The following is a 17,029-nucleotide window of genomic DNA, read 5'->3' as shown; positions in this document are numbered from 1 at the left end:
GCGATGCCAGAAGCCTATATCGTCGATGCCTTGCGCAGCCCCACCGGCAAGCGCAAGGGCGCGCTCTCCGAGGTGCATGCCATCGACCTCGGCGCCCATGTGCTGAAAGCACTGGTACAGCGCAATGCGATCCCCGCAGAAGAGTACGACGACGTGATCTTCGGCTGCGTCGACACCATTGGTGCCCAGGCCGGCGACATCGCCCGCACCAGTTGGCTGGCCGCCGGCCTGCCGCTTTCGGTGCCGGGCACCACGGTGGATCGCCAGTGCGGCTCGTCGCAGCAGGCCGTGCATTTTGCCGCGCAGGCGGTGATGAGCGGCACCCAGGACGTGGTCGCCGTCGGCGGCGTGCAGACCATGACCCGCATCCCGATTTCCTCGGCGATGCTGGCCGGCCAGCCGCTGGGTTTCCCTGATCCGTTTTCCGGCAGTCACGGCTGGCGCGCCCGTTTCGGCACCCAGCCGGTGGACCAGTTCTACGCCGCGCAGCGGATTGCCGATCACTGGGGGATCAGTCGCGAGCAGATGGAAGCCTTTGCGTTGGAAAGCCACCAGCGCGCTTTGGTCGCACGGGAAAGCGGGCGCTTCGCTCGGGAAATCGTCGGTTATGAAGGGCTGAACGAAGACGAAACACCGCGGCAGACCAGCCTGACGAAAATGGCCGAACTGCAGCCGGTGGACCCGCGCTTCCCGTCGATTACCGCAGCGGTATCGAGCCAGACCTGCGACGCCTCGGCGGCGCTGCTGGTGGTGTCGGAAGCGGCGCTCAAGCGCTACGACCTGACCCCGCGTGCGCGCATCCATCACCTGACGGTGCTGGGCGACGACCCGATCTGGCACCTCACCGCCCCGATCGCCGCTACGCGCCGCGCCCTGGAAAAGACCGGGCTGCGCATGAGCGACATCGACCGGGTAGAGATCAACGAAGCCTTTGCCTCGGTGGTCATGGCCTGGGCCAAGGAACTGGATTACGACCCGGCGCGGACCAACGTCAACGGCGGCGCCATCGCCCTCGGTCATCCGCTGGGCGCCACGGGTGCGCGGCTGATGACCACGCTGCTCAACGAACTGGAATGCAGTGGCGGTCGCTATGGCCTGCAAACCATGTGCGAGGGCGGTGGCCAGGCCAACGTCACGATCATCGAACGTCTTTGAATCAAGGAGTCAGACCATGGCTATCTGTAACGGCCGGACGGTGATCATCACCGGTGCCGGCGGCGGCCTCGGCCGCGCCTACGCCCTGGCCTTCGCGGCCGAGGGCGCCAATGTGGTGATCAACGATATCCGCGCCGAAGCGGCGCAGGATGTGGCCGGCGAGATCGTCGGTAACGGCGGGCGGGCCATCGCCAACAGCGACGACATCACCAGCCTCGACAGCGCCCAGCGCATTGTCGATGCGGCGCTGGCAGCGTTTGGCGAAGTGCATGTGCTGGTCAACAACGCTGGCGTGCTGCGCGATCGCATGTTTATCAGCCTGTCGGAAGAAGACTGGGACCTGGTGATGCGCGTGCATTTGAAAGGGCATTACTGCCTGGCGAACATCCTTGGTCGGCGCTGGCGTGACCAGGCCAAGGCCGGCACGCCGGTGGCGGCGCGGATCATCAACACCAGCTCCGGGGCGGGGTTGCAGGGCTCCATTGGCCAGTCCAACTACTCGGCGGCCAAGGGTGGGATTGCCGCCTTGACCCTGGTGCAGGCGGCGGAACTGGCGCGTTACGGCGTCACCGCCAACGCCCTGGCCCCGGCGGCGCGCACGGCGATGACTGAAAGTGCGATGCCTGATGTGGTGCGCAAGCCCGATGACGGCAGCTTCGACGCCTGGGCCCCGGAAAATGTCGCGCCGCTGGTGGTGTGGTTGGGCAGCGAACAGTCGGCGCATGTCAGCGGCCAGGTGTTCGAAAGCCAGGGTGGGCGGATTTCTCTGGGGGATGGCTGGCGGACCGGTGTGACCCGGGACAAGGGGGCGTTGTGGCGGGTGGAGGAGGTTGGAGTGGCGGTGGATGCCATTTTGGCTGAGGCGCCAAAGGCGCAGAAGGTGTGGGGTAGCTGAAGCCCTGATCGCCGCAGAACCTGTGGGAGCGGTGTCAGCCGCGAAGGGCCGCAGAGCGGCCCCAACAACCATCCAGCACGAGGTGGCTGTCTACATCCGGTATTTCTTTTGACCTTGAGGATGTCTGAATGTGAGATCCCGACCCGCCAGAAAAATGGTGCAGGATGGATTCAGGGCCGCTTTGCGGCCCTTCGCGGCTGACACCGCTCCCACAGGTTCTACGCCGTCCAAGAGATTTGTAGATACCTCTCACAGCGGATAGTTTTTTAACTCCCGCGCAATCAACATCCGCTGAATCTCGCTCGACCCCTCATAGATCTGGGTAATCCGCGCATCCCGGTAATAACGCTCCACCGGGTAATCTTCCAGATACCCATAACCACCATGCACCTGGATCGCCTTCGAGCAGACCCGCTCGGCCATTTCCGAGGCGAACAGCTTGGCCTGGGAGGCTTCGCTGAGGCACGGCTTGCCGGCGCTGCGCAGGCGCGCGGCGTGCAGGATCAGCAGGCGGGTGGCGTTGATCTGCACCTGCATGTCGGCCAGCAGGTTGGCGATGCTCTGGTGTTCGTTGATCGGCTTGCCGAACTGGATGCGCTCGCGGGAATACACCAGCGCCGCCTCGAATGCCGCGCGGGCGATGCCCAGCGCCTGGGCAGCAATGCCGATGCGGCCGCCCTCGAGGTTGGACAAGGCAATCGCCAGGCCCTTGCCGCGTTGGCCAAGCAGGTTGGCCTCGGGAATACGGCAGTTGTTCAAGGTCACCGCGCAAGTATCGGAAGCGCGGATGCCCATCTTGTGTTCACTGCGATCCACCACGAAACCGGCATTGTCAGTGGGCACCAGAAACGCCGAGATGCCTTTCTTGCCCAGGTCCGGGTCGGTCACCGCAAAGACGATCGCAAGCTTCGCCCTGCGGGCGTTGCTGACGAATTGCTTGGCGCCATTGATGACCCAGTGGCCATCCTGCAGCTCCGCGCGGGTGCGCAGGTTGTGGGCTTCGGAGCCGGCCTGGGGCTCGGTCAGGCAGAAACAGCCGATCACTTCGCCACTGGCCAGGCGGGGCAGCCAGGTCTGTTGCTGTTCATCGTTGCCGTAGGCCAGCAGCGGACCGCAGCCCACCGAGTTGTGGATGCTCATCAGCGCGCCGGTGGCGCCGTCACCCGCAGCGATTTCTTCCACCGCCAGGGCGTAGGCGACGTAGTCGGTGTAGCTGCCGCCCCAGTCTTCCGGCACCACCATGCCGAGCAAGCCCAGTTCGCCCATCTTGGCGACCACGCCATCGTCGATCCAGCCGGCCTTTTCCCAGGCCTGGGCATGGGGTGCGATCTCGCCACGGGCGAAGTCGCGGGCCATGTCGCGGATCATGATCTGTTCTTCAGTCAGTTCCAGGTCTTGCATGTGCGTACTCCAGCCCTCACAGGCCTTCGAAGAATTGGTCGACCCGCTGCGGCTCCAGGCCGGCGACAGTGGCGGGGTTCCAGCGTGGCTGTTTGTCCTTGTCGATAAGCAGGGCGCGCACGCCTTCGATCAGGTCGCCGTGATCGAACCATTGCTGGTCCAGGTGCAACTCCATTCTGAAACAGTCTTCGAGGCTCAAGTGGCGGCCCCGACGAAGCAACTCCAGGGTCACCGCCATGCCCAGCGGCGAGCGCGACTCCATCAGGTCGGCGGTCTTCAGCGCCCATTCACGGCTGTCGCCGACGGTCACGCTGCGCAGTTGCTCGATCATGCTGGCGATATCGGGCAGGGCGAAGAAATGGTCGATGGCCGGGCGCAGCTCGGCCAGCGGCGGATCGACCAGGGTCTGGGTGCCAAGGCCGGCCAGCACGCCTTGCAGGTCTTTGAGCGGGTATTCGCTCCACTTGATGCCATCGAAACCCTGGTTGAGGGCGCCCAACCGGTCGCTGTCGATATACCAGTCGGCCAGGCCGCAATACAGGGCATCGGCAGCACCTACCTGCACGCCGGTGACGCCCAGGTAGGTGCCGAGTTCGCCGGGAATGCGCGACAGGAAATAGCTGCCACCGACATCCGGGAAGTAACCGATACCGACTTCCGGCATCGCCAGGCGGCTGCGTTCGGTGACCACGCGCAGCTCGGCGCCCTGGGCCAGGCCCATGCCGCCGCCGAGGGTGAAGCCGTCCATCAACGCCACGATCGGTTTGCGACAGTGGTGGATGAACAGGTCCAGGTCGTATTCCTCGACAAAGAAGTCACGGTGCAGCGTGTCGCCGCTTTTATAGCTGTCGTACAGCGAGCGAATGTCGCCACCGGCGCAGAAGCCCTTGGGGCCTGCACCGCGCAGCACCACGGCGTGAATCTGCGGGTCGATGGCCCAGGCTTCCAGTTGCAGGCGCAGGCTGCGGACCATCTGCAGGGTCAGGGCGTTGAGGCCGGTGGGGCGGTTGAGGGTCAGATGGCCGATATGGTTGCGGACTTCGGCCAGTACCTGGGCGTTGTCGGTGTCTGAAATGGCCGGTGAATAAGCTGGCGCGGTCATCGCTGTCTCCCTGCTTTGTTATTGATTTTCCACGTGATTTGCCACGATGTGGACGAGCGGTCAAGGATCGCCCGGATCGTAACAGTGCAAATTTGCCGAGTTCAATCCGCAAAACTGCAAGGGCAATCTGCATTTTTGCATGTGCAACCGCGACCTTCGCCAGCGGTCTCGACACTTTAGCCTTGTGACCCGCTAGCACAGGGGATTAGTTCCCTCGGCCGGCGCGCTCCCGGCACCGGCCAAAGCAGCTCCCGCTTGCTTCCAATGCAGCGTAGGGCACCGGCTGTCGGCTTTCGATAATCCCTCCCGACAACCGTCCCCAACGTTCGCGGAGAGCGTCATGCACAACAATAAGAATGCCAATGCCCGTTTCCTGCCCCTTTTGGCTGGCCTCGCCACCCTTGGCCTGACCCCGTTGGTCCAGGCTGAAATCATGCTGTACGACAAGGATGAGACGACCTTTTCCACCGACGGCTACGTCAACGCCTTCTACGTCAACAGTGACGTCGACCGCGCCGGCGAGCAGTACGACCGTCGCCAGTCGCGGGTGAAGATGGGCTTCCTGCCCAACTACCTGGGCTTCAACATGACCAAGCAGATGGGCGACCTGAAGCTCGGCGGCCGCGCCTCGTTCTGGGTCACCATCAACGATAGCGAACAGAACGGCACCGACACTGCCATCGACGTTCGTCAGTTCTACGGCACCGTAGCCAACCCCGAGTGGGGTGAAGTGCTGATCGGTAAAGACTTCGGCCTGTTCGCCCGCTCGAACATCCTGCTCGACGAATTGCTGGCCGGTTATGGCCAGGTCAGCGACACCCTCGGCCTGGTGGACGGTGGTGGTGTGTCCTTCGGCAACATCGGCAGCGGCTACCCGTACCCATTCCCGACCTCGCAGATCACCTACCGCACGCCTGTGATGGAAGGGTTCCGGATTGCCGTGGGCATCATGGACCCGGTCGATACCAACGACGACAGCGCGGTCGGCAAGGCCTACCAGAAGAACCCGCGCACCGAGAGCGAGATCACCTACCAGTTCGACCTGGGCGGCGCGAAGATCTACAGCTGGCTCAACGGCAGCTACCAGACCTCGGAAAACACCGACCACAACGTCGACAGCGTGACCTCCAAGGGCGTCGGTTATGGCGTCCAGGCCAAGATGGGCGACTTCTCGCTGACCGGCTCCGGCTTCACCGCCAAGGGCATCAACCCGTTCTTCACCAACAACGCCGGCGAAGCCACGCTGCGCGAAGTGGACAGCAAGGGCTACCTGTTGCAGGGCTCGTACACATTGGGCAAGAACCGCCTGGCGCTGTCCTACGGCAAAACCAAGGATGACGGCAACGGCGCGGTGAACACCGGCGCCGACTACGAAACCCGCGGCATCGCGCTGTTCCACACCATCAACGACAACCTCAAGCTGGTGGCCGAGTACAACCAGTTCGAAATCAACGGCCATCAAGGCGACGCGCAAAACGAAGACACCGATACCTTCGCAGTCGGTGCTGTCCTGACCTGGTAAACCCCACCACCGCGGGGCAGGGCCACTCCAGCCGGCAAGGCGCATCCTGCCGGATGAGGGTGGCACTGTTTCGCGGTGGCCTGTTGCATCAAGGTTGGTAGCTCAGCCCCTTGTAGGAGCGGCTTCAGCCGCGATGGACTGCAAAGCAGTCCCGACCCAATCCCCCCTCTACAACCAATGCCACCACCACCCCCTACCCAAGTAGCATTCGGCCCCATCCCCGCGCTTCGTACACTGCCGCCATCCATCCCCAATACGCTGGAGGCTGCTTATGTCGCAGTCCAACGCCGAAGGCGTCCTCAGTGCTGTATCCCGTGCCATTGACGCCGAAGAGGCTGCCCAGGACCTCGCCCGGCAATTGATGCACCCGCACCTGGGCTTCGTGCTGTTTTTCTGTTCTGCCGAATACGACCTGCCGGCCCTGGCCCAGGCGCTGCAAGAGAGTTTTGGCGGTATCCGCCTGGCCGGCTGCACCAGCGCCGGTGAAATCACCCCGGAAGGCTATGGTCGCGGCTGCATTACCGCGCTCGGTTTCGATCATCGGCAGTTCTCCATCGCCGCCGAACTGATCGCGCCGATGCACGATTTCAGCCTGATCGACGCCCAGCGTTGCGTCGAACGACTGGTCAACGAGTGCCGCGGCAACACCCTGGCGCCAATCAAGGGCCACAGCTTCGCCCTGACCTTGCTCGACGGCTTGTCCAGCCGCGAAGAAATGCTCCTCGCCGCGCTCAATGCGGCCCTTGGCGATATCCCGCACTTCGGTGGTTCGGCCGGCGACGACAATTACCTCAACCGCACCCACGTCTACTACGACGGCGTCTTTCACAACAGCGCTGCGGTGGTGCTGCTGGTCAACACCTGGCTGGATTTCGAGGTATTCACCACCCACCACATCCAGCCGCGCGGCGAAAAACTGGTGGTGACCCGCGCCGACCGCACCCTGCGCCGGGTCTACGAACTGAACGCCGAGCCCGCCGCCCTGGAATACGCGCAACTGATCGGCGTGCCGGTGGACCAGCTCGACCTGCGCACCTTCGCCGCCCACCCGCTGGCGGTGCGCATCAACGAGCGCTACTACGTGCGCGCGATCCAGCGCGTGCATGACGACCTGAGCCTGAGCTTCTACTGCGCCGTGGAGAACGGCATCGTCCTCACCGCCATGAGCCCAGGGCCGCTGGTGCCAAACCTGAATACTTTGTTCGACGGCCTCTGCGAGCGGCTCGGCGACCTGTTGCTGACCATCGGCTGCGACTGCTTCCTGCGCCGCCTGGAACTGGACGGCACGCCGCAGACCGAGAACGTCGAGGCGATCCTGCGCAAGCACGCGGTGGTGGGTTTCAACTCCTACGGAGAACAGTTCAATGGCATGCACATCAACCAGACCTTCACCGGCGTTGCCATCGGACGGTCCCGTGCCCGGCGATTTGACTGAAGCGCGGTTGCTGATCGAGCAACTGCGCCACGAAAACCACAAGCTCAGCCGCATCAACGCGGCGCTGATCGAGCGCCTGGAGTCGGGGGCGGCGCGCCCGGACGACTCCTACGCGGCGTTCCAGCACTCGGTGACCCTCGCCGAGCAGGTGCGCGAACGTACCGACGCACTCAACCAGGCGATGGCCGAACTCAAGGCCAGCAACCATCTGCTCAGCGATGCGCGGATGCGCGCCGAGACGGCGCACCAGTACCTAGTGGACGCCATCGAGAGCATTTCCGATGCCTTCGTGCTGTTCGACACGGACCTGCGCATCGTCCTGTTCAACCAGCGCTTCAAGGCGCTCTGGGCCAACAGCCGGATCCGCATCATCAGCGGCATGCACCTGTCGGAGGTGCGCCGGCTGATGTTGCGCACCGGGCTGTTCACCGAAGAATCACGCAATATCAACGACGAAAACCTGCTGTACCGACTCAAGGACGGACGCTGGCTGCAGGTCAGCGAGCGTCCGACCCAGGGCGGCGGGCGCGTGGTGCTGCTGACCGATATCACCGAGGTCAAGCACAGCGAAACCCAGCGCCGCGAGCAGGCGGTGGCGCAGAAATCCCACCTGTTGCAACGCGCGGTGGACAACCTTTCCCAGGGCGTGGCGATGGTCAATGCCGACGGCGTGCTGGAGCTGTGGAACCGGCGCTTCCTGGAACTCAGCGGGCTGGCACCGGTCGCTGCGCACCGGCAGTTCGCCGACGTGATCGGCGACAGCGAACTGGCCTTGCTGACCCCGGCCACCCGCGACGTCAACGGCCGGCCAACGCGGGAACTGGAACAGCGCCTGTACGACGGGCGCATGCTGGAAATCCGCACCCATCCGCTGCCCACCGGCGGCTTCGTCAACACTTTCACCGACATCACCGAGCGCTACCAGCACGCCGAGGCCCTGAGCGAAAGCGAGCGCTGGATCCGCCTGATCACCGACCAGGTGCCGGCGCTGATCGCCTACCTCAACGCTGATCTGGTCTACGAATTCACCAACAAGGTCTACGAGCAGTGGTACTGCTGGCCGCACGCGGCAATGCTCGGCCAGCGCCTGCGCGACGTGCACAGCGCCGAGCACTACCAGCGTCTGGAAACCTACATCGGCCAGGCCCTGGCCGGGGAGAGCGTGACCTTCGAGTTCGCCGAGACCAACGCCCACGGCCAGGAGCGCTACATGCTGCGTTCCTACGTGCCTAACAGCCTGCCCAATGGCGAGGTGGTCGGCATCTTCGTGCTGATCCGCGATATTACCGAGCGTCGCCGTACCGCCGAAGCGCTGCACCAGGCGTACCAGCACCTGGAAGTGCGGGTGCGCGAGCGCACCACTGAACTGACCCAGCTCAACCAGCAACTGCTGCGGGAAATCGAGGAGCGCCGGCGCGCCGAGGCGCGGCTGCGGGATGCCAAGCAGGAGGCCGATCAGGCCAACCTGTCGAAGACCAAGTTCCTCGCCGCAGTCAGCCACGACCTGCTGCAACCGCTCAACGCAGCCCGCCTGTTCACCAGCGCGTTGCAGGAGCAGAGCCACAGCCCGGCGCTGGTGCGTAACGTCAGCAACGCGCTGGATGATGTGGAATCGCTGCTCGGCACTTTGGTGGATATTTCCAAGCTGGATGCCGGGGTGATCAAGGCCGATGTCGCCACGTTCGCCGTCGGCGACCTGCTCGACAACCTCGCCGCCGAATACGCCGCCACGGCCGCCAGCGAGGGCCTGCGCCTGCACTATGTGCCGACCCGCCTGCGGGTGCGCAGCGATATCCAGTTACTGGCGCGGATCCTCCGTAACCTGCTCAGCAATGCCATCCGTTACACCCCGCAAGGCCGCCTGTTGCTGGGCTGTCGGCGGCGTGGGCGGCGTTTGTTGATCGAGGTCTGGGACACCGGCATCGGCATTCCGCTGGACAAGCGCGAAGAGATTTTCCAGGAGTTCAAACGCGGCGATTCGCAGCGCCCAGACCAGGACCGTGGTCTCGGCCTGGGCCTGGCCATCGTCGAGAAGATCGCAGGAATTCTCGGCCACCGCATCCAGGTGCGCTCGACGCCCGGCAAGGGCTCGGTGTTTTCCATCGAAGTGCCGCTCAGCCGCCAGGTGCCACGGGCTCGGGAGCCGGTGCCGGAGGTGATGCCGCTGCTGGAGCGTCTGGAAGGCGCGCGGATCTGGGTGCTGGACAACGATGCAGCCATCTGCGCCGGCATGCGTACTCTGCTGGAACAGTGGGGTTGCCGGGTCAGCACGGCGTTGAACGAAGAGGATCTGGCCGGGCAGTTGCCGGCGGACGAGGCCGAAGCCGGGCTGCTGATCGTGGATTACCACCTGGACCACGACCGCAACGGCCTGGAAGCGGTGGCGGCGATCAATGCGCGGCGGGTTTCACCCTTGCCGGCACTGATGATCACCGCCAACTACAGCAACGAACTCAAACAGCAGGTGCGTGAACTGGGCCACACCCTGATGCACAAACCGGTGCGGCCAATGAAACTCAAGGCCGCGATCAGTCACCTGCTGGGCAACGAGCTCAGCGTGGCAGGCGCCCACTGACGAAGTGGGCGACGTCGTTGAAACCGTGGGTCGAAGGGTGGCCCGGGGTGACCAGCGAATCGATGAAGGCTTCGTCCTCGGCGCTGATCTTCACCTCCAGCGCGCCGCCGTAGGTGTCCCACTGGGCCTCGGTGCGCGGGCCGACGATCGCGGAACTGACCGACTGGTTGTTCAGCACCCAGGCGATGGCGAACTCGACGATGCCGACGCCTTTGGCCTGGGTGTAGGCCTGGATTTTCTGGGCGATGGCCAGGGATTCAGTGCGCCATTCCACTTCCAGGATGCGTTTGTCCTGGCGCGCCGCGCGGCTGCCGGCCTCGGGTTCGGCATTCGGTGCGTACTTGCCGCTGAGCACACCGCGCGCCAGCGGGCTGAACGGCACCACGCCGAGGCCATGAAACGCTGCGGCAGCCAACTGCTCGGTCTCGACCTGACGGTTGACGATGTTGTACAGCGGCTGGCTGACCACCGGCTTGGGTACGCCGAGGCGCTCGGCCAGGTTACAGATTTCAGCGATGCGCCAGCCACGGAAATTGGACACGCCCCAATGACGGATCTTGCCCTGACGCAGCAGATCGCCGATGGCCGAGACGGTGATGTCCAGCGGCGTGGCGTGGTCTTCGCGGTGCAGGTAATAGATGTCCAGGTAATCGGTGCCGAGGCGGGTAAGGCTGGCTTCGATGGCGTTGAAGATGTGCTTGCGCGACAGCCCGCTGCGGTTCGGCACGCCGTCTGCCGGGCCATAGCCGACCTTGGTGGCGAGGACCCAGTCGTGGCGGTGGCGGGCGATGCCTTCGCCGACGATCTCTTCCGAGCGCCCGGCGTTATAGACGTCCGCCGTGTCGATGAAATTGACGCCCTGGTCCCAGGCCTTGTCGATGATGCGCAGCGAATCCTCGGTACGGGTCTGCTCGCCGAACATCATGCTGCCCAGGGTCAGGGCGGAGACTTGCAGGCCACTGCGGCCGAGAGGACGGTAGATCATGGTCGAAAGCCCCTTCGCGGTATGGAAGGGGTGTTGTACAGGGGGAAAAGCATCGCTGGCAAGCCAGCTCCTTACCCGTTGGAGCTGGTCCTGCCGACGATGAGGCTCTCCTGGATCAAACCCTACCGGGCAGTAACCGCCGCCCCCTGGCGATTACGCGAAACCCGCAACGCCACCAGGCTGCCAAACACGATCAACCCCGCCAGCGAATACAGCGCCGCATCGGTCGAACCCGTCTGGTCCTTGATCCAGCCCACCAGGTACGGGCTGAGGAAGCCCGCCATCTGCCCGACCGAGTTGATGATCGCCAGGCCCGCAACGGCCGTGCCGGCGCTGAGCAGGGCGGTGGGCATCGGCCAGAACATCGGCAGGCCGGTGAGGGCGCCCATGGTGGCGATGCTCAGGCCGAGGATGGCGATGACCGGGTTATGGGCGAAGTTCACCGCGATCAACAGGCCGATGGCGCCCATCAGCATCGGCACCACCAAGTGCCAGCGCCGCTCATTGCGCAGGTCCGCCGAGCGGCCCACCAGCAACATGAACACGCCGGCCAGCAGATACGGAATCGCGCTCAGCCAGCCGATCAGCAGGGCATCGCTGAAACCGAGGCTCTTGATGATCGACGGCAGCCAGAAGTTGATCGCGTAGACACCGCTCTGAATGCAGAAATAGACGAATCCGAAGGTCCAGATCAGCGGGTTGGTCAGCACCGACATCAGGCCGTCGCTGATGGTGCTCGGCTTGTTCGCCGCGTCCTGTTGCAGATCGGCAGCCACCGCCTCACGCTCGGCCGGGCTCAGCCAACCGGCCTTGGCGAAGCCGTCGCTGAGCAGGAACACCGCCATGCAGCCCAGCGCCACGGTCGGCAGGCCCTGGATCAGGAACATCCACTGCCAGCCGGCGAGGCCGCCCTGGCCCGCGGCGAAATGGTTGAGAATCCAGCCGGAGAACGGCCCACCCAGCAGGCCCGAGACCGGGATCGCCGACATGAACAGGGCCATGATGCGGCCGCGGCGCTGGGCCGGGAACCACTGCGAGAGGTACAGCACGATACCCGGGAAGAACCCGGCTTCGGCGGCGCCGGTGAACAGGCGCAGCACATAGAACTGGGTCGGTGTGGTGACGAACAGCAGGCAGGTCGACAGCGTGCCCCAGGTGATCATCATCAGCGCGATCCAGCGCCGCGGGCCGAAGCGGTTCAGCGCCAGGTTGCTGGGCAGGCCGCAAAGCACGTAGCCGATGAAGAAGATCCCGGCGCCGAGGCCATAAATGGTTTCGCTGAAATTCAGGGCGTCGAGCATCTGCAACTTGGCGAAGCCGACGTTGACCCGGTCGAGGTAGTTGAACAGGTAGCAGATGAAGATGAAGGGGATCAGCCGCAAGGTGATGCGCCGGTACAGCGCGTCGCGGTTGATGTCGTGGCCGTGGTCAGAGGCAGGGCTGGATGACATGGTTCTCTCTCTGTTGTTATGGTTGTGCGGCATCCCGCGGCGAGGCGGGCGCTTCAACGAAGTCTCGACCAGCGCAGGAGCCCTGTCTTTGTGCTTTTGCACAGCATTTACGGCGCACGGCTGTGCTGCCGACCAACCTGTAGACCTTCAAGGAACCGCGCATGTTCGAACTGGACCATGACCTGGCGCAGGACATCGTCGACCGGGCGATGGCGATTCTGCCCCACAACGTCAACGTCATGGACAGCCAGGGCCTGATCCTCGGTAGCGGCGAGCGCCAGCGCATCAACACCCGCCACGAAGGCGCGCAACTGGTGCTGGCCAACGAACGCATCGTCGAAATCGACAGCGTAGCCGCCAAATGCCTCAAGGGCGTGCAGCCGGGGGTCAACCTGCCGCTGATGCTCGATGGCCGGCTGATCGGTGTGCTCGGCATCACCGGCGAGCCGCAGCAACTGCGCACCTATGCCGAACTGGTGCGGATGACCGCGGAAATGCTCCTGGCCCAGCGTCACCTGCAAGTCGAACAGCAATGGCGCCGGCAACGTTGCGACGACTTGCTGGCCCTGCTGCTGGGCGGCAGCGGCGACGCCCCGCGGCTGGTGGACGAAGCCCGGCAACTGGGCCTGAAACCGCAACTGCCGCGGATTCCCTGCCTGTTCGAACTGGACGAGGGGCCGGGCGCGGAAGCGCTGTCGGTGTGGCTGATGCAGCGCTACCCGGACAGTTGGTGCGTAAGCCCGGCGCGGCAATCGCTGCTCTGGTGCCGCCCGGCGACCTTGGTGCTGGACGAAGCGCGGCTGCTGGAAAAACTCCAGGGCCAGGGCTGGCAGGTACAGCGCCTGGCGGTGGGCGGCATCGCCGATGGCGTGGACAAACTGCGCCGAGGCTACCGCCGCGTGCGCGACCTGCTGGCCTACGGGCAAGACGTAGTGCCTGATGAGCGCCTGCTGACGTTGGCCCGTTTCCGCTTGCCGGCCTTGCTCTGGCGCCATCGCCAGGACGACGCCCTGGATGAACTGCTGGAACCCTTGCAGCGAGTCCGAGCCAAAGACGTCAGCGGCCAGTTGCTCGCAACCCTGCGTGCCTGGTGCGCCCATGACGGCCAGAGCCAGGCCTGCGCCGAAGCGCTGGGCATCCACCGCAACAGCCTGCGTTACCGGCTGGAGCGGATTGGCGAGTTGAGCGGCGTGGACCCGTTGCGGCTGGAGGGGATGTTGAGTTTGTATCTGGGGTTGCAGTTGTTGGCGGCGGAGTAAAATCGCGAGCAAGCTCGCTCCTACTTCTCAGGCTGCCCCCTTGTCCAACTGACCAAACAACTCACCCCCAATCTTGTGCACTCGACCGAGGCCCGCCACTGCGGCAACTGGCAGCATGCAGGCATCTGCAAAAGGAGTTCCTCATGAAAATCGTCATCGCCCCTGACTCGTTCAAGGACAGCCTCAGCGCCGAAGGGGTCGCCGCCGCCATTGCCGAGGGCATCGCCGCGGTGCTGCCGGGTTCACAACTGATCTGCTGCCCGATGGCCGACGGCGGCGAAGGCACCATGGAAGCCATCGTTGCCGCCTGCCACGGTGAGCGGCGCGCGCTGAATGTTCGCGGCCCGCTGGGCTTTGAGGTCAGCGCGTACTGGGGCTGGCTGGCCGACAGCCGCACCGCGATCATCGAGATGGCCCAGGCCAGCGGCCTGCAACTGCTGACCCTGGAGCAACGCGACGCTTGCCGCACCAGCACCTTCGGCACCGGCCAGTTGATCGGCGCGGCGCTGGATGCCGGCGCCGAGCGGATCATCCTGGCCATCGGCGGCAGCGCCACCAACGATGCTGGCAGCGGCATGCTCCGCGCCCTCGGCCTGCGCACCTTCGATGCCCAGGGCAGCGAGCTGGAGGAGGGCGGTCTGGCCTTGTCGCAGGTCGCTCGCCTGGACGCCAGCGGTCTTGATTCGCGTCTGGCCGGTGTGCGCCTGGAAGTGGCGGCGGATGTCGATAACCCGCTGTGCGGCAGCAACGGCGCTTCGGCGATCTTCGGTCCGCAAAAGGGCGCGAGTCCCGAACAGGTCGAACTGCTGGACCACGCACTCGGCCATTTCGCCGATCACTGTGCGCAATTGCTGGGTCGCGATGTGCGGGATTTCCCCGGTTGCGGCGCTGCTGGCGGCATGGGTTTCGCCGCCAAGGCCTTTCTCGACGCGCAGTTCCGGCCGGGCATTGAAGTGGTCGCCGAACTGGCGGGCTTGGAGCAGGCGGTGCAGGGCGCCGACCTGGTCATCACCGGTGAAGGCCGTTTCGACGCGCAGACCCTGCGCGGCAAGACGCCGTTCGGCGTGGCCCGCATCGCCCGCCGCCACGGTGTGCCGGTGGTGGTGATCGCCGGGACCCTCGGTGAGGGTTATCAGGAACTGTATGACCACGGCATCGACGCCGCCTTTGCCGTCACCAGCGGTCCGATGACCCTGCAACAAGCTTGCGCCAATGCCGCGCCGCTGCTGGCGGCCCGGGCGGGCGATATCATCCGCTTGTGGAACAGCGCCCGCCGCGGTTGATTCAGTCCGGCAACTGGCTAAGCGCCGGCACCACCGGCGCTGACAGCTCAAGCTCACCGAACGAGGCGCTCGCGTCGATATAACGCAGCGCCGATTTCATGTCCCGCCAGCCCACGTGGCTCATCAGCGCCTTGGTGTCCCAGCCGTTGCTGCTGGCCCAGGTGGCGAAGCCGCGCCGCAACGAGTGGGCGCTGTAGGTTTCGGCGGGCAGCCCGGCGCCTTCGAAGATCCGCCGCAACAGCGCGATCAGGCTGCCGCTGTTCAGCGCCTCTTCGCCGAGGTTGCCCCAGCGGTCGAGCTTGCGGAACACCGGCCCGCGAGCGATCCCCGCCACGCGAATCCATTCCAGGTAAGCCTGCACCGGGCACAGGCTTTTCAGCGCCGGCATGCGGTGGGTCACCCCGCGTCCCTGGCGGTCGCCCTTGCTCTGCGCCAGGTACAACAGCATGCCGCCGCCGGCCTGGGCCTGAATGTGCTCGACGCGCAAGCGGGCCAGCTCATCGCCGCGAAAACCCCGCCAGAAGCCGATCAGCAACAGCGCCGCGTCCCGCCGCGCACGCAGCAGCGCCGGCAACGCCTGCTCGCGCTGGGCCTGTTCGGCGCACTGCTGCAGGTGGCTGATGGTGCGTTGCAGATGGTCCAGGGTCAGCGGCGCGGCCTGGCGCTCCTGCGCCGGGTGCAGGGCACGGATGCCCTTGAGCATCTGCCGCACCAGCGGCGCCTTGGTCGGGTCGGGAAAGCCCTGGCTGACATGCCACTGCCCCAGCGCGGCAAGACGCTGGCGCAGGGTGTTGATGGAGTGCTCGCCGGCGAAGTCCGCCAGGTAGCGGGCGATGCTGTCGGCGGTGGCGGGGAGGAAGCCGCCCCAGGTCACCTCGAAGTGCTCGATGGCCGAGCGGTAGCTGCGACGGGTGTTGTCGCGCACCGCAGCTTGCAGGTACTGGTCGATCGTGTTCATGCGGCAGTCTCGCGGAATTCACGAAGGATAGTCAGGAATGCCTGCAACACCGGCGACAGATCACCCTTGCGGTACAGGCAATTCAACTCGATCAGCGACGGCCGCCGGCAGGCCAGCTCGCGATAGACCACCCCCGGCAAGCGCAGGTTGGTGGCGGCACGCGGCACGATGCTCAGGCCCATGCCGCCGCCGACCAGGGCGATGGCGGTGGTGACGTCGGTGACTTCATGGGCGACGTGCGGCTGCGCGCCGTATTCGCCGAACATGTCGCGGATCTGCAGCGCCAGGCTGCTGCGCACGCCACGCGGGTAGAGAATCATCGGCTGGTCGAGGATCTGCTCCAGGTCGATGCAGCTTTCACCCGCCAGCGGGTGGCCTTCGCCAAGGGCCAACATCAATGGCTCCTGACGTACCTCCTCCTGTTCGATATCCGGCTCGACCGGCACTAGGCGATTGAAACCGATGGTCAGGCGGCGTTCGCGCAGGGCCTGGATCTGCGCGTCCTTGTCCATCGGGTGCAGCGAAATGTGCACGTCCGGGTAGGCCGTGGTGAAGCGCTTGAGCACCTGGGGAATCAGATCGAGGATCGACGAACCGAAGATCCCGATGGCCAGGCTGCCACGCTGGCCGGAGGACAGCAGCCGCGATTCTTCGGCGGCGAACTGCAGATCGCCGAGGATGCGCAAGGCGTGGTGATAGAAGGATTCGCCGGCCTCGGTCAGCGCCACGCGCTTGGAGTTGCGCTCCAGCAACACCGCCGAGACGTCCTCTTCCAGTTGCTGGATCTGCCGGCTCAGGGCCGACTGGGAAATGTGCACGCGCTCGGCCGCACGGTTGAAGTTGAGCGCCTCGGCAACGGCGACGAAGTAACGCAACTGCCTGATTTCCATCGGCAATGTCCCTGACCAACTGAGGTGAAATACAACGATGCGCCAAACGCATCGTTCGGTGACTATACAGTATTGGACTGCATTGTTACCCGGCCGTACCTTGGCTCCACCGCCGCTG

General features: G+C 64.9%; 13 protein-coding genes. 7 read left to right on the top strand and 6 right to left on the bottom strand.

Going from position 1 to position 17,029, the window contains the following annotated elements; translation table 11 throughout:
* Positions 1-3: 3 nt before the first annotated feature.
* Positions 4-1,155: an acetyl-CoA C-acetyltransferase gene (locus HWV67_RS06630; RefSeq protein ID WP_175650466.1), complete on the top strand. Its 1,152-nt coding sequence runs from the start codon at positions 4-6 to the stop codon at positions 1,153-1,155.
* Between the two features lie 16 nt (positions 1,156-1,171).
* Positions 1,172-2,050 carry an SDR family oxidoreductase gene (locus tag HWV67_RS06625; RefSeq protein ID WP_175650465.1) on the top strand — a complete coding sequence of 293 codons (879 nt, stop codon included), beginning with the start codon at positions 1,172-1,174 and terminating at the stop codon, positions 2,048-2,050.
* 249 nt (positions 2,051-2,299) lie between these two features.
* Here the strand turns inward: HWV67_RS06625 and HWV67_RS06620 are convergent, their stop codons facing one another.
* Both HWV67_RS06620 and HWV67_RS06615 read right to left on the bottom strand, forming a co-directional pair.
* On the bottom strand, positions 2,300-3,451 hold the full coding sequence (locus tag HWV67_RS06620) for an acyl-CoA dehydrogenase family protein (protein ID WP_175650464.1): 1,152 nt from the start codon (positions 3,449-3,451) through the stop codon (positions 2,300-2,302).
* A gap of 16 nt (positions 3,452-3,467) precedes the next feature.
* Positions 3,468-4,553: an enoyl-CoA hydratase/isomerase family protein gene (locus HWV67_RS06615; protein ID WP_175650463.1), complete on the bottom strand. Its 1,086-nt coding sequence runs from the start codon at positions 4,551-4,553 to the stop codon at positions 3,468-3,470.
* 340 nt (positions 4,554-4,893) lie between these two features.
* Here HWV67_RS06615 and HWV67_RS06610 point away from each other — a divergent pair, with 340 nt between their 5' ends.
* The 3 genes from HWV67_RS06610 to nahK all read left to right on the top strand — a co-directional run bounded on the left by HWV67_RS06610 (position 4,894) and on the right by nahK (position 10,085).
* Complete coding sequence (locus tag HWV67_RS06610; protein WP_110970574.1) at positions 4,894-6,075, top strand: porin; 1,182 nt, start codon at positions 4,894-4,896, stop codon at positions 6,073-6,075.
* Between the two features lie 271 nt (positions 6,076-6,346).
* Positions 6,347-7,510, top strand: coding sequence for a nitric oxide-sensing protein NosP (nosP, locus tag HWV67_RS06605; RefSeq protein WP_175650462.1), 1,164 nt, complete (start codon positions 6,347-6,349; stop codon positions 7,508-7,510).
* Positions 7,440-10,085 (top strand): hybrid sensor histidine kinase/response regulator NahK/ErcS', encoded by a 2,646-nt coding sequence (gene nahK, locus HWV67_RS06600; protein ID WP_256680028.1) that lies wholly within the window; start codon positions 7,440-7,442, stop codon positions 10,083-10,085. Before nosP ends, nahK begins: the two co-directional genes overlap by 71 nt.
* Here the strand turns inward: nahK and HWV67_RS06595 are convergent.
* Entirely contained in the window at positions 10,063-11,070 is a 1,008-nt protein-coding gene (locus HWV67_RS06595) for an aldo/keto reductase (RefSeq protein WP_175650460.1), read from the bottom strand. The genes nahK and HWV67_RS06595 overlap by 23 nt on opposite strands.
* Before the next feature lie 122 nt (positions 11,071-11,192).
* On the bottom strand, positions 11,193-12,521 hold the full coding sequence (locus tag HWV67_RS06590) for an MFS transporter (protein WP_175650459.1): 1,329 nt from the start codon (positions 12,519-12,521) through the stop codon (positions 11,193-11,195).
* 161 nt (positions 12,522-12,682) lie between these two features.
* Here HWV67_RS06590 and HWV67_RS06585 point away from each other — a divergent pair, with 161 nt between their 5' ends.
* Positions 12,683-13,780, top strand: a complete 1,098-nt coding sequence (locus tag HWV67_RS06585; protein WP_175650458.1) for a sugar diacid recognition domain-containing protein — start codon at positions 12,683-12,685, stop codon at positions 13,778-13,780.
* A gap of 143 nt (positions 13,781-13,923) precedes the next feature.
* On the top strand, positions 13,924-15,063 hold the full coding sequence (locus HWV67_RS06580; RefSeq protein ID WP_175650457.1) for a glycerate kinase: 1,140 nt from the start codon (positions 13,924-13,926) through the stop codon (positions 15,061-15,063).
* A 1-nt stretch (position 15,064) separates the two neighbouring features.
* On the opposite strand, the gene HWV67_RS06575 is transcribed toward HWV67_RS06580, so the two are convergent.
* Positions 15,065-16,021 (bottom strand): site-specific integrase, encoded by a 957-nt coding sequence (locus HWV67_RS06575; RefSeq protein ID WP_175650456.1) that lies wholly within the window; start codon positions 16,019-16,021, stop codon positions 15,065-15,067.
* Positions 16,018-16,911 (bottom strand): LysR family transcriptional regulator, encoded by an 894-nt coding sequence (locus HWV67_RS06570; RefSeq protein WP_175650455.1) that lies wholly within the window; start codon positions 16,909-16,911, stop codon positions 16,018-16,020. The genes HWV67_RS06575 and HWV67_RS06570 overlap by 4 nt, the downstream gene beginning before the upstream one ends.
* Positions 16,912-17,029 lie beyond the last annotated feature (118 nt).

The sequence above is a fragment of the Pseudomonas sp. Marseille-P9899 genome (assembly GCF_903166565.1).
In the GTDB taxonomy this organism is placed as follows: Bacteria; Pseudomonadota; Gammaproteobacteria; order Pseudomonadales; family Pseudomonadaceae; genus Aquipseudomonas; species Aquipseudomonas huaxiensis.
This window is presented reverse-complemented; position numbering and strand designations above follow the sequence as displayed.